Below are 18,789 nucleotides of genomic sequence, written 5' to 3' on the forward strand. Positions count from 1 at the left end.
TTGCGCTGTAGCGCTGGCGTTCGACAGGAAGGCTGGCGTTTCCGTCGATAGGGCTGGCGTTCGACGGGAGGGCTGGCGTTCGACGGGAGGGCTGGCGTTCGACGGTAGGGCCAGCGAACCGCGGGGCGGTGGGATGTCTGCGCCGCAACTCAGGGTGTGGCTCGGTGAACCGCTGGCGGGGGATGGGCTGGGTGGCATCTAGACTTTGAGCATGACGATCCAAGTCGTGGACCAAGAACGTTTGCGCGAATTGTGTGAACGCTACGGGATCGCGAGCCTTGAAGTTTTCGGCTCCGTGGCGCGTGGGGATGCTGGCCCTGATAGCGACATTGATCTCCTGTTTTCTCTGAAACCTGGTGTGCGTTTGGGGTGGGAGATCGAGGATCTTACGGAGGGGCTGTCCGAAATTCTTGGGCGGAGAGTAGACCTCGTCTCCCGTCGAGCCATTCATCGTCGGATGCGTGACCATGTGCTGGCCGAAGCGGAGCCTTTCTATGCGGCGTGATCTTGCCATTCTTGACGAGATGATCGATAACGGGCACGCCCTAGACGTTTCACGAACGGAACACGCGAGGGGCTGCCATCAAAACTTCTTGGCGTGTCCTGGTTGGAGATGATGATCCGGGCGCTCAACAGCTGGACCCTCATCCGTGCCCTACTGGGGTGAGGCCATCCGACGTGAAAGGAGACAACCGTGACCACGGGAACCGTGATCCGGGAGATGCGGGAGGCGGAGTACCCGTTGCTCGAGGACTTCCTGTACGAGGCGATCTTCATCCCCGAGGACTTCGACGGTGAGATCCCGCGTTCGATCATCCGTGAACCCGAGCTCGCTGCGTTCATCGAGGGTTTCGGCACCCTCCCCGACGATCACTGCCTGGTGGCGGAGGTTGAGGGGACGGTGGTCGGGGCGGCGTGGGCTCGCATCGCCAGGACGTACGGCCACGTCGACGACACCACCCCGCTGCTGTCGATCTCGCTGCTGCCCGAACACCGGGGACGGGGCATCGGCACGGCCCTGATGGACCGGCTGCTCGACCACCTGCGAACCCTTGGTCACCGGCGGGTGTCCCTGTCCGTGCAGAAGGCGAACCCCGCCCTGCGCCTGTACCGGCGCGCCGGCTTCGTCGATCACCGCGAGGAGGGAGACGAGCTAATCATGATCAAGGAGCTGGCCGGCTGAGGAGACGTGCCGTCGTCCCCGCGAAGGTCATCCGGACCATCGAAACCTGAGAACTGGTTGCAGGAAACCGCGCGGACTTGGGCTGTTGCCCGGGCCGCGCAATGGGGTGAGGATGGTCGCATGGATCTCTTCTCACCCTGTGACCTCGGCCCGCACCGGTTGCGCAACCGGCTCGTCATGGCGCCGATGACCCGGCTCCGCTGCGGCCGGGACGGCGTCCCCGGCGACATGGTCGCCGAATACTACGCGCAGCGCGCATCGATGGGGCTGATCGTGACGGAGGGCGCGTTCCCCGACCTGGCGGCGCGCACCTGGCCAGGGCAGCCCGGCATCGAGACAGCCGGGCAGGCGGCGGGGTGGCGGAAGGTGGCCGACGCGGTGCACGCGCACGGCGGCATCATCGTCATGCAGATCATGCACGCCGGACGGCTCAGCCACCCGACGATCAACGGAACCGGCCGGGTGGTCTCGGCCAGCGACACGACGGCCCCCGGATACACGCACAACTCCTCGGGTCGCGTCGACTACATACAGGCCGAACCCCTCACCGGACCCGAGATCGAACGGATCATCGAGTCCTGGGCGCGGGCGGCGCGCAACGCCATTGACGCCGGAATGGACGGTGTCCAGATCCACGGCGCCAACGGCTACCTGATCCACCAGTTCCTCGCCTTCAACACCAACATGCGCGACGACGAATGGGGCGGCGACCCGCATCGGAGGGCGCGCCTGGCCGTCGAGGTGACGCGGGCCGTCGCTGCCGAGATCGGCGGGCAGCGCACCTCGATCCGGTTGTCCCCGGAGCACAACATCCAGGGCATCGAGGAAACCGACCCTGCCGATGTCGAGGCCACCTATCAGCACCTCGCCCGGGAAATCGCCCCGCTGGGGTTGGGTTTCGTCGACATCCTCCACAGCGACCCCGCCAGCGAACTGGTGCAGGGGATCCGCCGCATCATCGGCGCCCCGCTGGTGGTGAACCGGGGTTTCGGGACCGTGACGGACCGGAAGGATGCGGCCGCACTCGTCGCCGACGGCGTGGCCGAGGCGGTGGGGGTGGGCAGGCCCGCGCTGGCCAACCCGGACCTGGTGGAACGCTGGCGCACCGGCGCCCCGGAGAACACCCCGATCCAGGAGACCATCTACGGCGGCGGGGCCAAGGGATACACCGACTATCCAGCCCTCCAGGGCTGAGAAACTCCGCGCTGAAGTCCCCTGAGTCGACCTGCGATTCTTCTTCCTGAAGCTGGTTGAGCTGGCCCTCACGAGCGTCAGCGAGTGGGTCGTGTCGAAACCATGGTGAGGGTGTCCGGGGTCTGGGGTTGAGCTCTGGCCACCGGTTGCGGGGTGGTTTCGACTTGGGGCGCTCGTTCCTCGCGTCCCAGCCCAACAGGCTTCGGGGAGGGAGGCTCGCGTCCCGGTTCACCGGGGACCCCAGACCTCGGACAGCGACTTCCAGTGGGCGTCGGTCATCAGGGAGGCGGGGGTGACCCACACCGATCCGATTCCTCCCGTCGCGGCGTCCTTGACGGCGGTTTTCAGCGCTTCCGGGGTGATTGCGTCGTCCCCGGAACCCCACACGCCCACCGACAACACCCCGGAGCCTTCTTTGCGGCCGGCCAGGGCCTTCGCCAGGTCGCGGGTCGAGGGGGAGCCCTCGGGGGCGATCCCGAAGTAGTCCCACACGACCAGGCGATCCGAGGCCCCCTCCAGCAGTGTGTAGTCGTGGCCGCTGTCCCGGCGGTCCCCGCCCGGGTCGTTCCTGGGGGCCCGCACCTCCATCCAGAGCTCGGCTCCGTGGGGTGCGGCGGCCCCGCGACACCGGGAGACGAGCGACGCCATCGCCTCGCAGCGCCACCGTTGCAGCAGCGCGTTCCCGGTATCGATGCCGCCTCCGGGGGTGCGGGGCCAGTCGTTCTCGCCGGTTTTCCGGCGGAAGTCCTCCAGGTCGTCCTCGCCGTAGGTGGTGTCGTCGAAGAACAGCTCGGTGAGGCTGATCGCGGCTGGGTGGTAACGCCTCGCGACCTCCCCGACGAGCGAGATGAGCTTCTCCCCGACCTCGCCGCGGGCCAGGGCCACGAGTCCCGGGAACTCCTTCGACGGCTCCCCGCCGGCACCCACCCCGGCCAGGTCCGGCTGCTCCGCGATGATGCGCGGCGCCAGACCGTCCACCACCAGCACGACCCGCCGACCGGAATCGTCCGACGCGGTCAGTGTGGCGATGGCCTCGGCCAGCAGGTCCCTGCCGCCGGCCTCGCGGAGGTTCGAGGACCAGCTGGCATTCTCGGATGCGGGAAACAGGGTCCAGTCCACCCGGCCGGCGGCGAGCCCGACCTCGTTGATCCCCGCCCCGTCCAGCCGGGTGGCGAGTTCACGCAGCCGGGTGGCGCCCGCCGCGACATCCTCGAAACCCACCCCGACCATCCGGCGGTCCGGGACGGGGACGGGACCGCTGCACGCGGCCACCGCCCCCAGCGGCGCGGCGGCGAGCAGGGCGCGACGACTGATCCGGGCCGGGTGTTCGTGTCCGTTTCCGGTCATGTCCTCAATCCTGCCGCCTCTTGCAGGGACCGGTCGCTCACGACCCCGGTGCGGGCGAGCTTGTTCCACTTCGACGCGCTGCCGGTGGCCTCCTTCCAGAGCGCCTCGAACATCACCCCGGCGATCAGGGTGGTGAAGACCGGCCACAGCGGGATCGTCCACAGGAAACGCAGATCCGCCCATGCGTGGTTGATCGCCACCGCGAAGACCATCGTCGCCACGGAGAGCCCCAACCCCAGCCATGCGATGACCGACAGCACATCCAGGGAGAAGGGCATGTCCCCGACGGCGATCCCGAACGGGATGCACAGGAGCGTGACGACCAGTATGACCGGCATGGCCACCATGTTTATGGCGTTGAAGACGAGGAACCAGCCGAACGCCCCGTAACGGGGGTTGCCGATCATGTCCTTCTGGAGCCGCATCGTCTGGAGCAGGCCGCGCGCCCACCGCACCCGCTGCCGCCACAGCGCCCGCATGGTGGACGGCGATTCGGCGTGCACCACCGCCAGCGGCTGGAACCGCACGTCGTAGCCGGCCCTGTGGATCCGCCAGGTCAGTTCCAGGTCCTCGCCCAAGGTGTGTTCGTTGAATCCCCCGACCTCCTCGATCACGTGCCGGGGGAAGGCCCCGATGTTCCCGGAGACGATGGGCAGCACCCGCAGGAAACTGAGCGCGCGGCGCACGACGCTGCACCCGGCGTGGCTGAACAGGGCGAGCATCTGGGTTAGGGGACGGTCCAGGTTCACGGGACGGTCGTCGCCGCAGACCGCGCCGACCTGCTCGTGGTCCATCGCCAGCAGCATCTCCTTGATCGTGTCGGCCAGGAACACCCCGTCGGCGTCGACGAACATCAGGACCTCACCGCGGGAGACCCGGATGCCGTTGTTGAGGGCGGCCCCCTTGCCCGCGTTGGCCTGCCGCAGGATCCGGACGCGGGAATCTCGGCCGGCGAGTTCGGTCATCACCTCCCAGGTGTCGTCGGTGGAGCCGTCGTCGACGATCACCACCTCCAGCCGGCGGTGGCTGGAGGACAGCACCGAGGTGACGGAGTTCCTCAGCACGACGCCCTCGTTGTAGGCCGGGACGATGACCGATACGAGGGGGTTCTCGTGGAACTTCGTCAGGAATCTCCTGCGCCGGTTTCGCCGTTCCACGACCTCGTAGACGACGGCCAGGGGGAGGTAGCTGAGCTTGATCAACCCGAAGACGAAGGCGATCAGGCCCAGCACGAAACCCACCCACGCAATTACGGATGCGACGTCGTGGAAGGTGATCACGGATCTCCCGGGTCGAGGTCGCGCAGGAGCAACCCCAGCAGCTCGGGAACGGCCCGCGAATTGGCCCCGAACCGGGCGTTCACCTCGAGCACGCGGGGTGTCCCGGTGGCGTCGCGCCGGATGTCGATGTCCACCGGCCCCACCAGGCCGATTTCCTGCACGGTCCGTACCGCCAGCCGGGCGACATCGGCCACCCCGGGTCCGTCGACGCGTTTCACCCTGGTGGCGTTGCCAACCTCCCCGGCCGTCAACCCGGTCTTCTCCAGCACTGCGACGAACGGACCGAGGGGCTTCCCGGAGCGGGAGAATGAACCGCCGGGCAGAGCGGCGTAGACCACGGGCGCGTACTCGGTGCCCGGGGCGAATCCTTGGACGATGCATGATCCGGCGACCTCACCCACCTCGCCGGGGGAACGCGCCACCCGCACCCCCCGCGCTCCCCGGGAGACGCGGGGTTTGATCACGAGCGGGAAACCGATCCGTTCGGCGACGCCCGGGTCGGAGGTGAACTCCTCACCGCCTGCGAACGGCGGAGTGGCGACGCCCGCCGCGGCGAGGCACCGGGCGGTGAGCAGCTTGTCGTCCGCGACCCGCACCGCATCCCCGGGGGAGATCACCACGCGGATTCCGTCCCAGAAACCGCCGCGAAGACCCGCCACCAGCCGGAGCTCCTCGCTCACGGTCGGTATCAGCACATCCACGCCGTTCGCCTCGATGACGCTCCGCAGCGCATCCGGGTAGGTGGGGTCCTTGGCGGGAGGGACGCGCAGCACCCGTGGCGACGAGTCGTCCACCGCCATGTCCACGCCGAGCACCGGCAGGCCGCGTTCGTCGAACTGGGCCATCAGGGCGCGCCCGGCCGGTCCGTGGGCGCCGGTGACCAGCACCGGCCCTGTCGTCACAACGACCCCAGCTGGCTGGAGAGGGCGCGGACCACCTCGTAGCCCTCGGCGTAGCCGACTTTTGCCTGCTCCCCGCGGTGAAGCGCCTTGCCGGACAGCTTTTGTTCGTCGATGTAGGGTTTCCCGGACTGGTTGGCGTGTTCCCTGACGGCCGCTATCTTGGTGTCCATGTAATCCTCGATGTCCACGAAGAAACGGGCTGAGAAATCATTCGTCACCGACGGGCTCTCGAAACACAAAATCGTGGAGCAGCGGCGGGCCGCGCGGAGCGTCGCCAAATGCACCGCATGATGATCCTGGTGCTGATCGTTGCGGGAATGGGTAAGGATTATATCCGGTTTGGCGAAATCAATCATCGCTTCTATTGCTCGTATCATTTCATTGATTTCGGTGGACATGCGGGTATCGGTGAAATCGTGCACCGTTATGTCGGTCAGATCGAGCAACTGCGCGGCGGAGACCGCCTCCCCTGCGCGGACTCCCTCGTGGCCGCCCCGGGCGCCGTGGCTCATGACCAGGGCGTTGACCTCGTGGCCGTTGTCGACGAAACGCGCGAGGCTGCCGCCGCAGGCGAGTTCCAGGTCGTCGGGATGGGCGCCGATCACCAAGATCCGGCGGGGGCGTTCGACGCGGCTGATCGGTTTGATGTTCAGGAAGACCGCGGCCGCCAGGGCGAGCAGCACGAGCACCGCGAGCCCCTCGGCGTAGGGGGCCCAGGTGGCGTCCGTCAAACCGGCCATAAGCAAGGTGGGCGCCAGTAAGCAGGCAGCGGCCAACACGCCGGTCACTATCAGCATTGCGTTGCGCAGCCGGCGGCGTGCATACCGTGTCTTGGCCGCAGCGCACACGGCCCCGACGACGTAGATGCCTGCGAGAAACAGGCTCAGCCAGTGCATTTTTGGTTTTCTCCTCTACCTCGCAGCCGAGATTTCTCAGCCGTTTCTCGATGTCGCGGCCAACCCTCGATGCGAGGTGAATCCCAGGCGGTGCCGGAGCACGCTGCCGTCACAGGAGCGCCACCACGACCGCGCAGATCCGGGTGAAGCGCAGACTCAAATGAACGTGAAACGCTTCGGGTGTGCACTGTGAGGTGCCTGGTTCCAGCGTGACTGGCTGAATCCCCCGTGCAACCTGCCCGCCCGTGGCATTTCAAGGTCAGTCGACGCGGTGGAAGCCACGCCCTTTTCGCATGATGTTAACACTGGTTAGTTCCAGAAGGGTGATAAATCCTGTCGTCCGGATGGCCAGCGACTCCGGGGAGGCTTTTCCTCCGGGGGACGCCCGGCTTCCGGGCAGGCGGGGGGACGCGCCCAAGGGCGTCTCCTTTGCTGCGCGCGCCGAGGCGCGTACCGGAAAGACGACGGGCGAGGAGGTCACTTGGCTCTCCGACATCGGCGTGTTCCAGTGCAAGACCCCGACCTGCACCGTCTCCGGCGCCTTCGCGGGCATCGCCTAGGTGGTGCTGGCGGCGAAGCTGAACTCGGCGCGGTCCATCGCCGGGCAGGACCACGAACTCGACGCTATCGCGTCGGTTTGAATCTGCTGAACGTCTCGTCCTATCAGCAGAAGCTCATCATCGGTTTCATCATCCTGTCCGCCGCCGACTCGCAGGCCCTCATGCCGGCCATCGTCAGGGCCAACGAGGCGGGGGTTCCCGTGAACCTCGTCAACGACCCATCGAGCCGGAGGCCCTGGAAACCTACGCCGGTCACGTTGGGCGGCTGGAGGGAATCGCGGGTATGAGCGCCTTACAGCAACGGCTCGACGGGTTCAAGAACCTTCCGGCGCACACCGTGACCAAAGCGGAACTGATCACCGCTGGAAACGTGGATACTCTGAACTGGCAACTCGGTGAGAGGTCCCGCGGGGCCTCCAGCGCCAGCGTCGGTGGCCGGGAGCCGGATTCCCCCGGGGGTAGCTGACCCCACCGTGCGTCGCGGGGTCAATCAGCGGGGGAGTCCTTGGCGTCGTGCTTCGCGCGCAACCGGACCAGCTCCTCCTGGTCATCCTCGGAGAGCTCCTTGAAACAGCCCATGAGATGGCGGTCGTTGCGGGGAACCCCCGCCTTGGTTGCTCTCCGGTACCAGGCGGGCAGCAGGAAACGCGGGAACCAGATGAACGTGCCCAGCAGCGCGATGGCCCCGGTGGGGAAGAAAACCAGGCCGATCAGCCCCTTGACCCACGAGGGAAACGAGTACCCGACACCGGCGACGCCCGCGCAGAGCAGACAGATCCCCGTGAACGGCAGGGTCAGGGAACCTGAGGCCCGGCCGGTGTAGGTCGTGACGAAATTCGGGATCCTCGCATTCCGGATGCGCATCCCTCCCCAGATCGCCAGGAAACCGAGGAAGCTCAGGATTGGCCCCATGACCACGGGGGAAACGGCGCCTTGACTTGCGGAATCGAGCAGGATCATGAGCCGGAACCCTCCTGGATGAGTCGTTTCGAGGCCTCCAGGAGAAGTTCCCAGAAGGGGCGTCGTGGGTTGCTGGTCACGGTGATCTCGTTCGCATCCGCCCGGTTCCTCAGGACCGCGGCCCCACGGTGCGGGGTCATCACCCAGGTGAGTGCAGGCTCCCCATCAGGGCCGAGCAGGGACATGGGAACCCACTGCTGCGCGGAGAACGCGACGGCGTCCCTCTGGGTTGCGGCACCGGGTGGGATGTTGGCGAGCAGCTTGGCCAGCAGTTCGTGTCGCGTCACGGTGTAGTGGAAACGCATCTCCCAGGCGGGATGGAAACCGATCAACTCCAGCAGGACCCGGGGAATCCTCTCGGTGGGGCAGAAACCGAGGGCGCTCCTGTCGGAATTGGTGTCCGGGGAGATGAAGGACAGGACGGCCAGGGCTCTCGGGCCGTCGATCCAGAAGGTCAGCATCCTCGGTGGAGAGCCCTTCACCTGCAAAGCCACCTGCCGCCCGTTCAGCAGGTGCCGGGCCACCCGCGTCCCCAGCTCCGTGGCCACGCCGTTCCATTCCGCCAATCCCGCCCGCACCAGCTTCCGGTCGCCGTAGGTCGGCATTGCGTTCTTCATGGAGCGGCCGAGCAACGCCAGGGCGCCGAAGGACCTGAAGGTTTTCTCCGGGAGTTCGACGACCTCAGTGGAGAGGCAGGGGATGGCCGGTGCGGTGTCGACGGGTTCGGTCCGCCACGGGGAATGGGGTGTGACCGGCCGGAGTGCGGGTGGTTCGAGGATCTCCAGGTTCTCCCGGGGTGCGTCGTCGCGCCGCTCCGCCCACTCGTCGCAGAGGAGCGTGTCAGCGGTCAACATCTCGCGGGGAATCCCGCGCTCCTTGCGTGGCAGGGGCCGCAGGCTGTCCAGGATCGTCTCGTGAACACCGCCGCGACGCCAAACGCGCCAAGGCACGGTCACGGTCAGCTCCGCCAGCGCATTCCCGGCCACCAGCAGGTCGCGGATCGTCAACAGGCCAAGCGATTCGGCACCACCCCCGGCAACATCCGGCGCGGAGAACGCCCACAACCGGCGGCGCTCCCTGATGTCCGAATTGGCTTTCCTGTCGGGAATCGCTTCCACGTGGAGGACGGTTCTCTCCCGGGAGACCTCCCGGAGGTTCGCCCACGATGCCCGCGCCAGGGAGGACCGGGTGGGACGTTTCACCTGCCACTCCCGCAGCACGACATCCGGGCTGAAACCCGCGACCGACTCGTCCGAGGTGGCGGTGACCAGCCCTTCTTTCGTCTCCGCCGTCCAGGTGGCGGGTACGTCGAAGGCGAAGCAGCAACCGGCCAACTCCATCGGGGACTCCTCAACGTTTTGCCGTTGCTCGTACACGCTAGGCCAGTTTCCCGGGTGGCGTGAAAAAACCAGAGAAACTGGGGATCCCGGGGACGGATCTCCTTCCCGAGGCCGGGCGTGTTGAGACCAGGGTGGCCGTGGTGGAGCTCTGGCTACCGGGTGCGGGTTGGTTTCGACTCGGGCCACTCCTTCGTCGCAGCCCGGCTCAACCAACTTCGGGGAGGGGTGTTCGCGGCCCGGCTCAACCGGCTTCAAAGGCCGACCGCCTCCTGCGCACGAAAAGCGGAAGAAGAACGGTTCAACGTCGTGTGGCGGCGTTGAACCGTCGAACCTCCGTGATTCGTGTGCGGGATGAGCTGCTGCCTGAGCTGCGCGACGGCCTACCGTCGAGGGGACGGGGTGGCGGTGGTGCCCCTGGCGCTGCTGGGGCCGTGACGCCGGGGCCGGGGCTCAGTGATCCGGTCAGCGGACGAAGACGGGGGCGTCGGGTGTCGAGCGCTGTTCGTCGTAGGCGTAGCCGTTCTCGGCGAAGTCAGGGAGTCTCGCCGCGGAGCGGACCCGGTTGCGGACCAGCCAGCCGGCCATGGCGCCGCGGGCGCGTTTGGCGTGGAAACTGACCACGCGGGCGGTGCCGTTCCGGTCGCGGTCCTCGAAACGCGGGGTGATGATCCGCGCTTCGAGGCGGTCGGCGTCGACGGCGGCGAAGTACTCCTGCGACGCCAGGTTGACCAGCACCTTCGCACCCGGGGAAGCGGCCAGGTCCTCGCGCAGCAGGTCGGTGATGCGCCCGCCCCACCAGTCGCGGAGGTTGCGGCCGCGGTCGGTGGCCAGGCGGGTGCCCATCTCCAGGCGGTGCGGCTGGATCAGGTCGAGGGGACGCAGCAGCCCGTAGAGCCCGGACAGGATCCGCAGGCTCTTCTGCGCCTCGGTGAAGTCGCGGGCCTCGAAGTCGCGGGCGCGCAGCCCCTGGTAGACGTCGCCGTTGAAGGCCAGTACCGCCGGGCGCGAGTCGTCGGGGGTGTGCGGGGTGGTGAACTCGCGGTAGCGCGTCGCGTTGAGATGGGCCAGGTCCTCGGAGATGCGCATCAGTTTCGCGATGTCGCCGGGCGATTTGGTGCGCATGATCTCGATCAGCCCCTCGGTCTCGTCGATCAACCGCGGTTCGGTGTGCCCGGTGGCGGTGACCGGCGAGTCGAAGTCGAGTGACTTGGCGGGGGAGAGGATGCTCAGCATGTCCTCATTGTCGCCCATCCCCCTCCCTCTCCCCCGGTTCGCTGGCCTTGTTCCTGTTTTGCTGGGCTTGTTCACGTTTGCCTGCGCTGTGAGGCCAGCGAACACGAACAAGCCCAGCAAACCGGTGTTAAGGCCAGCGAACCGGGGAGGGGCTGGAGAATGGGGCGAGGCGTGGGGAGGACTGGGGTGAGGTGTGGGGAGGACTGGGGTGAGGCGTGGGGAGGACTGGGGTGAGGCGTGGGGAGGACTGGGGTGAGGTGTGGGGAGGGGCTGGTGGCGGGCAGCTGGTTGAGAGCGGTTTCAACAACATGAGAAAGCTCTCACGTCAGCCTCATCGCTTGCTTCATTTCGGTTGCGATGCTCTTCTCAGTCTCGGGGAACGGGACTGGAGAGAAAGGCAACGATCATGGCGGAAACCTACCGGGTACTGCTGTACAGCCATGACTCCCAAGGCCTGGGGCATGTGCGACGCAACCTGGCCATAGCGCACAACCTAGCCCGGCGCCTGCCAGGAGCCCTCGACGCCGATGTCGCGGGGCTCCTGGTCACCGGGCTGGCACCCGCATCACGCTTCCCCCTGCCCGAGGGCTTCGACTGGGTCACCATCCCGGGCGTTTCCAAGGGCCGCAACGGTTACCAGCCGCGCAGCCTGTCCGGCGCCACCGGCGACCTGATCAAACTCCGCTCCCGGCTGCTGCAGGCCGCTCTGCTTGGTTTCAAACCCGACCTGGTCATCATCGACCGCCACATCTACGGTGTCTGGGCCGAGCTGCGGGAACCCCTCATGTGGTTGCGCACACAGCATCCGTCCGTGCGGGTGGTCCTCGGACTGCGAGAAGTTCTCGACGAGCCCAGTGTCGCCGCCGCGGAGTGGGAACGCCTCGGCGACCCCGACCGGCTGCGTGACCTCGTGGACGAGGTGTGGGTCTACGGCGACCCCGCCGTCCACGACCCCATCGCCACGGGTGAGGCCCCGCCCGCCCTGGCCGACCGCATCCGCTTCACCGGTTACCTCGCCAACGACCGCCGCGTCAGCGACCACGGCGAACCGATCGAACCCAAACCGTTCGTGCTCACCACCGCGGGCGGCGGTTCCGACGGGCACGAGCTGCTGCGCGCCGCCGTCGCCATGCAGGTCCCGGAAGGGTACGAGAACATCGTCGTCACCGGGCCGCAGCTCGACGACGACAGCTTCGAGGCCATCGCCGCTCAGGCCGGCCCCGGCACGCAGGTGCACCGCTCCTGGCCGGGCCTGGGTAGTCAGATCGCCGAGGCATCAGCCGTGATCTCCATGGGCGGCTACAACACCGTCTGCGAGATCCTCGCCACTGAGACCCCGGCACTGGTCGTGCCCCGCGAGGTCCCGCGGCTGGAGCAGCTGATCCGCGCCGAGACCCTCCGCGACGCCCGCGCCCTCGACGTGATGCGCACCCCGCAGGTCACCCCCGAAACCCTCGGGGCCTGGGTGGCCGACGCCGTGACGCGCCGCGTGGACCGCTCCCACATCGCCCTCGACGGCCTGGCGGCCGCCGCTGATTTCGCCGCTGACCTGCTCAGCGACGCCGACCACGTGGAAAGGCAGGTTGTGGCATGACCCGCATCGGATACGTCCTCAAGGTCTACCCGCGCTTCTCCGAGACCTTCATCGTCACCGAGATCCTGGCCCGCGAGGCCCAGGGCGACGACCTGAGCATCTACGCGCTGCGTCCCACCACCGACGCCCGCTTCCACCCCGAGATCGCGCGGGTGCGCGCCCAGGTCTCGTGGGTGCCGCGCCCCACCAGGGCCAGCGATTTCTGGCTCCAGCTCAGCGACTCCCTGAGCCACGAGGAACTGCGACGCCGTTTCGCCGAGCTCGCGCCCAGCATCGCCGACCTGCCCGCCGACGAGGTTGCGCAGGGAATCTCCCTGGCCGCGTCCGTGATCAACGACGGCATCGACCACCTCCACGCCCACTTCGCAACCCTGGCGGGCCGGATGGCTTGGCTCGCATCCCGGCTGACGGGGGTGCCCTACACCATCACCACGCACGCCAAGGACATCTACCACGAGTCCGTGGACCGCGGCTGGCTGCGGCGGATCTGCGGCGACGCCGACCGGGTGATCGCGATCAGCCGTTTCAACGAGCGCTACCTGAACGAGGTCCTCAAGGACACCGGGGCGAGGATTTCCCTGCAGTACAACGCCCTCGAACTGGAACGTTTCCCCTACCGCGACCCGATCCAGCCCAGCCTTCCGCTGCGGATCGCCACCGTCGGGCGGCTCGTCCCGAAGAAGGGTTTCGCCGACCTGATCGACGCCGTCGCGGCCCTCGACATTCCCGTCGAACTGGACATCGCGGGCAGCGGTGAGCTGCACGACGATCTCGCCGCCCGCATCGAACGTTTCGGCCTGGGCGATCGCGCCCGCCTGGTGGGGCCGCTCACCCAGAACGAGGTCTCGGAGCTGATCCGCAGCTCCCACGTCTTCGCTGCTCCCTGCATTCCCGCCGAAGACGGCAACATCGACGGCCTGCCGACGGTGGTGCTGGAGGCCATGGCCCTCGGCACCCCGGTGGTCGCGACCTCCGTCAGCGGCCTGCCCGAGGTGGTTCGCGACGGCCTCACCGGTATCCTCATCGAGCCCGGCGACGTCGCTGCCCTGACCCGGTCCCTGGCCGAGCTGGCCTCCGGGCAGGTGCCCGTGGTCACCCTCGCCCGCAACGCCCGGGCCCTCATCGAAGAACAGTTCAACAGCCGCCGCCAGGCGGCCACGCTCTCCACATGGGAGGGAGGAAACTGATGCGCATCGCATACGTCACCGTCGATCCCGGGATCCCCGTTTTCGGCACAAAAGGCGCCTCCGTGCACATCCAGGAGGTGGTGCGGGAACTGATCCGCCGCGGACACGACGTCACCGTCCACACCACCCGCGCCGGAGATGACATCCCCGCCGACCTGGCCGGCCTGGAGGTGGTCGAGACCCGCATCGAGGCCAACGACCCCGAGGCCAGGGAACGTGCCCAGCAGGAGGTATCCGCCTGGATCGCGGCACGTATCATCACCGACGGCGCCGACCTGGTCTACGAACGCTATTCGCTGTTCAGCACCGTGCTGTCCAAGGTGGTGGACGCCACCGGGGTCGCCGGGATCCTGGAGGTCAACGCCCCCCTCATCGAGGAGCAGCGCACCCATCGGGTGCTCGTCGACGAGGAGGCCGCCGAGAACGCGCTGTCCCGTCAGGTGGCGGCCGCCACCGCCACCATCGCGGTCTCCGATCCCGTCCGCGACTGGGTGCGGGAACGCACCGGCTCGGAGCGCGTCCACACCGTCCCCAACGGCGTCAGCATCAACCGCATCGTCCCGCAGCCCGAGGAAGTCGGCGACCCGGTGGTGACCTTCGTCGGCACCCTCAAACCGTGGCACGGCGTCACCGATCTGCTGGCCGCCGCGGCCCTCGCCGAACAACCCTGGAAGCTGCGGATCATCGGCGACGGACCGGAACGGGCCGCCCTGGAGGAGCAGGCCGCCGGCCTCGGGATCAAGGTGGACTTCCGCGGCGCAGTCGCCCCCGCCGAAATGCCGGGGCAGCTCGCCGGATCCGCCATCGGCGTGGCCCCCTACCCCGATCTCGGTGGCGAACAGCAGCAGTACTTCTCACCCCTGAAGGTCTACGAGTACCTGGCGGCCGGGCTGCCGGTGGTGGCCTCCGAGGTCGGGCAGCTGCCGCAGATCCTCGGTGAGCTGGGCACCCTGGTGCCGCCCTCCGACCCGGCCGCGCTGGCCGCCGCCATCGACACCCTCGCCGCCGACCCCGCTCTGCGCGGAAAACTGGGATGGCAGGGGCGAGTGCAGGCCGAGGAGAAACACAGCTGGGCCGGTGCCGTCGACCACATTCTTGACCTGGCCGGGAGGGCCGATGGCTGATCGCAACAAACCTTCGATGCGGCGCAGCTTGAAGCTGGTCGCGCCCGACGTCGCCCCGCATCGCGCGCTCATCCTGTTCGGTGTGATCGCGCTGCTGATGGAGGTGGCCTTCCGGGTGCTGGAGCCGTGGCCCCTGAAGATCGTCGTCGATGCGGTGACGGCATTCCGGGGCGCGAAGGTCTCCCACCAGCCGGCGAGCGCCGAGCTGCTGATCGGGTGCGGTGTTGTGCTGCTGCTGATCGTGGGGTTGCGTGCCCTCAGCAACTACCTGGCCACCATCTGCTTCGCGCTGGTCGGCTCCCGGGCCGCCACGTCGCTGCGGGCCCGCGTGTTCCGGCACGTCCAGGGCCTGTCCCAGCAGTTCCACGCCCGCAACCGCAGCGCCGACACCGTGCAGCGGATAGTCGGTGACGTCGCGCGGATGCAGGAGGTCGCGATCACCGCAGGGATGCCGCTGATGGCCAACGTCGCGACGTTGCTGGTGATGGTCGTTGTGATGTTCTTCCTCGACCCGCTGCTCGCCACCGTCGTGCTGGCGGCGGTCGTGGCCTTCGCGGTGACCTCGGGGCCGACCTCGCGGAAGATCACCGACGCGTCCCGCCAGACCCGAAAGGGTGAGGGGCATCTGGCCAACACCGCCCAGGAGTCCCTCGCTTCGATCCGTGTGGTGCAGGCCTACGGGCTGGAAGACATGGTGGAGGAGAACTTCACCTCCGCGAACCGCACGTCGCTGCGGGAAGGGGTGCGGTCGCGCCGCTACGCCGCCAGGCTGGAGCGTGCCACCGACTTCATCGTCGGCCTGGCGACCGCGATCGTGCTGGTCGGCGGCGGGCTGCGGGTGATGCAGGGCGCGATGAGCCCCGGTGATCTGGTGCTGTTCATCACCTATCTGCGCACCACCATGAAACCGCTGCGCGACATGGCCAAGTACACGGGCCGTATCGCCCGGGCCAGCGCGTCGGGGGAGCGGGTCGCCGACCTGATGGAGATCACCCCCGACGTCGCCACCCCCGATGAGCCGGTGCGGCCCAGCGCCGTGTTGGGTGCGGTGCAGTTCGACCAGGTCGTCACCGAGTACGACGGCGTCGAGGTGCTGCACGGCCTCAGCCTGGACATCCAGCCCGGCGAACGGATCGCGATCATCGGGCCGTCCGGGGCGGGCAAGTCCACCCTCGTGTCGCTGCTGGTGCGGGCCATCGACCCGGTGACCGGGTGCGTGCGGCTCGACGGGCACCGTCTGACCGACCTCGACCTGACCCAGCTGCGCGCCAGCATCTCCCTGCTGCACCAGGAGGCGGTGCTGTTCACCGGCACCATCCGCGAGAACATTCGCATGGGCCGCGCGGACGCCACCGACGCGGAGGTGGAGGATGCCGCCCGCGCCGCCAACGCCCACGACTTCATCATGGAACAACCCGACGGTTACGACACCGTCGTGGGAGAACGCGGCGGCACCCTCTCCGGCGGTCAGCGGCAGCGGATCGCGATCGCCCGGGCGCTGCTGCGACGCTCCCCCGTCGTGGTGCTCGACGAAGCCACCACCGGTCTCGACCCCGAGGCGGCGAGCCTGGTGCTGGACGCCATCGACCGTCTCGCCGCGGGCCGTACCACCCTGGCCATCACCCACGACGCCGAGGTGGCGCTCAGGGCGACGCGGGTGGTGTGGCTCGAGGATGGCCGCATCCGGCTCGACGCCACCCCGGAGGAACTCATCGCCAACAGCGAAGTGTTCCGGGCCTGGGTGGAGGCCAGCGGTCGCGACATGGACTCCATCAAGGTAGGGAGCCCGCAGTGAAAACCAAAAAACTCGTCACCCGTGTCCTCGACACCAGCTGGCTCAGCGAGCAGGCAGGACGTCCTGTCCGGGCCGCCCGGCTGCGGATCAAACCCCGCACCTCGCTGGTCGTCGGCCTCGACGACCCCGACGGCCACCCGGTCGGCTGGCTGCGTCTCCTGTGGCCCGTCAGCCACAACAAGGCCGCCCAGACCCGCAGGAAAGCCGGTGAACTGGGCCTGGAAACCACCGAACACGAACTCGGGGAGCTGCTGGTGCAAACCGGCCCGCTGCCCGCCGACCCGAAACTGCTGAAACGCATCGCCACCGCGTCCGCGGAGCTCGGGGGCTGGGAGGCCTCGCGGGTGCTGCGCTACAACCCGCTGCGCAGGGTGGTGGTGCGTGACGGGATGCGCGTGGTGCGGGTCGCGACCAGTCGGGACAGGGGGGTGGCCTTCGACCGTTTCTTGGCGGGGGTGGTCGAGGCCCCCCGCCGTCTCGACGACGGAGCCCTGGAGGGCGTCAGCGTCCACACCTTCACAGGCGACCTGGACCTCTTCGAATTCCTCGATGAAAACCGGCCGAGCCGGGGCGCGAGTGATTCTGATGGAAGTTGGTTGAGCCGGGCTGCGAGCGAAGCGAGCGGCCCGTGTCGAAACCATCCCGGGGCTGACCGCGGCCCCATCCGCGCCGCAGGGACGATGCTCGCCCGGCTCCACGCCGCCGGGCTCCCCGACGACCTGGCCCGCCCGCTCGCCACCCGCGTCCCCAACCCGGTGGCCCAGGGACTGGCCCACGCCGACCTGCTCGACGAGCTGAACCCCGACCTGGCGGAACGGATGCGCCAGGTGGTCGAGCGACTTCCCGGGGCCGCCTCCGCGTCGCCGGTGCTGTCCCACGGCGACCTGTCACCCGACCAGGTGCTGACCACCCACGCCGGCGACAGGGTGTGGCTCACCGACTTCGACCGGGCCTGCCTGGCCCCCCGCGCCGTCGACCTGGGGTCCTTCCTCGCGGTCCTGGACGACGACGCCTTCCTGGACGGTTACTGCGACGGCGGTGGCCAGCTGCCCCCCGGCGACCAGCTGCGACGGGCGGTCGCGGCGTCGTTGATCCTGCGGGCCGCTGACCCGCTGAGGCACGCGTCCCCCGTCTGGGAGCAGGAAATCTCGGCGAATCTCGATCGGATACTGGAGGTTTTGAAGTGAAAGCCCTGTCAACGGTTCGTGCGCTCAGCGGTGTGCGGCGTGCCTGGCCTGGGCACGACGGTTCGATCACCTTCGAACTGGCAGCCCCCGCGGGCAAACTCCGCGCCGGATCGGTCAGTCCGGCAGGAGAGGTGTGGATCACCGGCTACGCCTCCGATTCGAAACTCCCGGAGCTGACCCCGGATTTCGTGGGCGGGCTCGTGGTGCACCGGCTTCACCGTCGTGCCGTGATGCTCACCGGCGACCGGGCCGTCAAGTTCACCCGGAAGGGACGGGCCAACGCCGTCGCGGTGCAGTCGTCGCAGGTCGCGGAACTGTGCGACGGCTCCGGGATCGCCGCAGCCCGGGTGCTGACCCATTCGCCTTCGCGGGTGGAGTTGACGCTCCTTCCCGGTCGAACCCTCCACGACCTCGGCGGCGACGGGCTGCCCGGGTGGCGGCGGTTCGCCGAGGCCTGGCCCGGCCTGGTCGCGCGTCCCTCCGGGCTGCCGGAACACACCGGCCTCGACGAGGCCAACGTGTTGTGGCGATGGTTCAAACGTGCCCGGGAACATCGGGCGTTGTCACTGCTGGGACGGCTCGGAACCGAGACCACGCAGCTCTGCCAGCTGCTCGCCACCGGCGACGACGGCACCCGCGTGCTCACCCACCGCGACCTCCACGACAAGCAGCTGCTGTGGGACGGAATCACCCTCGGCCTGCTGGATCTCGACACCGCGGCCCGCGGCGAGGCCGCCCTGGACCTGGGGAACCTGTGGGCCCACGTCGAACTGCGACACGCCCAGGGGAGCCTCGGAGCGCAGGAACGCGACCGCATCCTCGCTCTGCTGCTGGGCGACCTGGCCGGGGCACTTCCCACCACCCCCGACCGCATCGCCGCATACCACCGGGCCGCCCGGCTGCGGCTCGCCTTCGTGTACGCCTTCCGGCCGAAGGCGGCCAGTTGGCTGCCCAACTGGGTGGAGGAAACCCTCGCGGTCTCCGGTCCCACCCCCTCGTGAACTCGT

General features: G+C 68.3%; 19 protein-coding genes. 12 read left to right on the forward strand and 7 right to left on the reverse strand.

Annotated features, from left to right (window positions below; all coding sequences use genetic code 11):
• Positions 1-211 precede the first annotated feature (211 nt).
• From ACO6D6_RS09125 to ACO6D6_RS09135, 3 genes are all read left to right on the forward strand, one after another.
• Positions 212-505 (forward strand): nucleotidyltransferase family protein, encoded by a 294-nt coding sequence (locus ACO6D6_RS09125; protein ID WP_041696049.1) that lies wholly within the window; start codon positions 212-214, stop codon positions 503-505.
• Between the two features lie 189 nt (positions 506-694).
• Positions 695-1,183: a GNAT family N-acetyltransferase gene (locus ACO6D6_RS09130; protein ID WP_484784947.1), complete on the forward strand. Its 489-nt coding sequence runs from the start codon at positions 695-697 to the stop codon at positions 1,181-1,183.
• 120 nt (positions 1,184-1,303) lie between these two features.
• Entirely contained in the window at positions 1,304-2,377 is a 1,074-nt protein-coding gene (locus tag ACO6D6_RS09135; protein WP_484784948.1) for an alkene reductase, read from the forward strand.
• Between the two features lie 228 nt (positions 2,378-2,605).
• Here the strand turns inward: ACO6D6_RS09135 and ACO6D6_RS09140 are convergent, their stop codons facing one another.
• From ACO6D6_RS09140 to ACO6D6_RS09155, 4 genes are read right to left on the reverse strand one after another with little or no spacing between them, the layout of a single operon-like run.
• A complete protein-coding gene (locus ACO6D6_RS09140) occupies positions 2,606-3,724 on the reverse strand; it encodes a hypothetical protein (RefSeq protein WP_484784949.1) in 1,119 nt (372 codons plus the stop codon).
• The gene (locus tag ACO6D6_RS09145; RefSeq protein ID WP_484784950.1) at positions 3,721-5,004 is read right to left on the reverse strand and encodes a glycosyltransferase family 2 protein; all 1,284 of its coding nucleotides are present in this window, start codon (positions 5,002-5,004) and stop codon (positions 3,721-3,723) included. The genes ACO6D6_RS09140 and ACO6D6_RS09145 overlap by 4 nt, the downstream gene beginning before the upstream one ends.
• Positions 5,001-5,906 (reverse strand): ATP-grasp domain-containing protein, encoded by a 906-nt coding sequence (locus ACO6D6_RS09150; protein WP_484784951.1) that lies wholly within the window; start codon positions 5,904-5,906, stop codon positions 5,001-5,003. Before ACO6D6_RS09150 ends, ACO6D6_RS09145 begins: the two co-directional genes overlap by 4 nt.
• Complete coding sequence (locus ACO6D6_RS09155; protein WP_484784952.1) at positions 5,903-6,802, reverse strand: PIG-L deacetylase family protein; 900 nt, start codon at positions 6,800-6,802, stop codon at positions 5,903-5,905. The genes ACO6D6_RS09150 and ACO6D6_RS09155 overlap by 4 nt, the downstream gene beginning before the upstream one ends.
• 344 nt (positions 6,803-7,146) lie before the next feature.
• Here ACO6D6_RS09155 and ACO6D6_RS09160 point away from each other — a divergent pair, with 344 nt between their 5' ends.
• The 3 genes from ACO6D6_RS09160 to ACO6D6_RS09170 all read left to right on the forward strand — a co-directional run bounded on the left by ACO6D6_RS09160 (position 7,147) and on the right by ACO6D6_RS09170 (position 7,828).
• Positions 7,147-7,362 carry a hypothetical protein gene (locus ACO6D6_RS09160; protein ID WP_484784953.1) on the forward strand — a complete coding sequence of 72 codons (216 nt, stop codon included), beginning with the start codon at positions 7,147-7,149 and terminating at the stop codon, positions 7,360-7,362.
• Between the two features lie 77 nt (positions 7,363-7,439).
• Positions 7,440-7,649, forward strand: a complete 210-nt coding sequence (locus ACO6D6_RS09165) for a hypothetical protein (RefSeq protein WP_484784954.1) — start codon at positions 7,440-7,442, stop codon at positions 7,647-7,649.
• On the forward strand, positions 7,646-7,828 hold the full coding sequence (locus ACO6D6_RS09170) for a hypothetical protein (protein WP_484784955.1): 183 nt from the start codon (positions 7,646-7,648) through the stop codon (positions 7,826-7,828). Before ACO6D6_RS09165 ends, ACO6D6_RS09170 begins: the two co-directional genes overlap by 4 nt.
• Positions 7,829-7,848: 20 nt before the next feature.
• Here the strand turns inward: ACO6D6_RS09170 and ACO6D6_RS09175 are convergent, their stop codons facing one another.
• The 3 genes from ACO6D6_RS09175 to yaaA all read right to left on the reverse strand — a co-directional run bounded on the left by ACO6D6_RS09175 (position 7,849) and on the right by yaaA (position 10,895).
• Complete coding sequence (locus ACO6D6_RS09175; protein WP_484784956.1) at positions 7,849-8,322, reverse strand: hypothetical protein; 474 nt, start codon at positions 8,320-8,322, stop codon at positions 7,849-7,851.
• The gene (locus tag ACO6D6_RS09180) at positions 8,319-9,662 is read right to left on the reverse strand and encodes a hypothetical protein (protein ID WP_484784957.1); all 1,344 of its coding nucleotides are present in this window, start codon (positions 9,660-9,662) and stop codon (positions 8,319-8,321) included. The genes ACO6D6_RS09175 and ACO6D6_RS09180 overlap by 4 nt, the downstream gene beginning before the upstream one ends.
• Positions 9,663-10,124: 462 nt before the next feature.
• On the reverse strand, positions 10,125-10,895 hold the full coding sequence (yaaA, locus tag ACO6D6_RS09185; RefSeq protein ID WP_484784958.1) for a peroxide stress protein YaaA: 771 nt from the start codon (positions 10,893-10,895) through the stop codon (positions 10,125-10,127).
• A gap of 406 nt (positions 10,896-11,301) precedes the next feature.
• On the opposite strand from yaaA, the gene ACO6D6_RS09190 reads away from it, so the two are divergent.
• From ACO6D6_RS09190 to ACO6D6_RS09215, 6 genes are read left to right on the forward strand one after another with little or no spacing between them, the layout of a single operon-like run.
• Positions 11,302-12,489 (forward strand): glycosyltransferase family protein, encoded by a 1,188-nt coding sequence (locus ACO6D6_RS09190; RefSeq protein WP_484784959.1) that lies wholly within the window; start codon positions 11,302-11,304, stop codon positions 12,487-12,489.
• The gene (locus ACO6D6_RS09195) at positions 12,486-13,676 is read left to right on the forward strand and encodes a glycosyltransferase (RefSeq protein WP_484784960.1); all 1,191 of its coding nucleotides are present in this window, start codon (positions 12,486-12,488) and stop codon (positions 13,674-13,676) included. The genes ACO6D6_RS09190 and ACO6D6_RS09195 overlap by 4 nt, the downstream gene beginning before the upstream one ends.
• Complete coding sequence (locus ACO6D6_RS09200; protein ID WP_484784961.1) at positions 13,676-14,800, forward strand: glycosyltransferase family 4 protein; 1,125 nt, start codon at positions 13,676-13,678, stop codon at positions 14,798-14,800. Before ACO6D6_RS09195 ends, ACO6D6_RS09200 begins: the two co-directional genes overlap by 1 nt.
• Positions 14,793-16,595 carry an ABC transporter ATP-binding protein gene (locus tag ACO6D6_RS09205; RefSeq protein ID WP_484784962.1) on the forward strand — a complete coding sequence of 601 codons (1,803 nt, stop codon included), beginning with the start codon at positions 14,793-14,795 and terminating at the stop codon, positions 16,593-16,595. The genes ACO6D6_RS09200 and ACO6D6_RS09205 overlap by 8 nt, the downstream gene beginning before the upstream one ends.
• The gene (locus tag ACO6D6_RS09210) at positions 16,592-17,782 is read left to right on the forward strand and encodes a phosphotransferase (protein WP_484784963.1); all 1,191 of its coding nucleotides are present in this window, start codon (positions 16,592-16,594) and stop codon (positions 17,780-17,782) included. The genes ACO6D6_RS09205 and ACO6D6_RS09210 overlap by 4 nt, the downstream gene beginning before the upstream one ends.
• On the forward strand, positions 17,779-18,783 hold the full coding sequence (locus ACO6D6_RS09215; RefSeq protein ID WP_484784964.1) for a phosphotransferase: 1,005 nt from the start codon (positions 17,779-17,781) through the stop codon (positions 18,781-18,783). Before ACO6D6_RS09210 ends, ACO6D6_RS09215 begins: the two co-directional genes overlap by 4 nt.
• Positions 18,784-18,789 lie beyond the last annotated feature (6 nt).

The organism is Arachnia sp. (genome assembly GCF_057238465.1).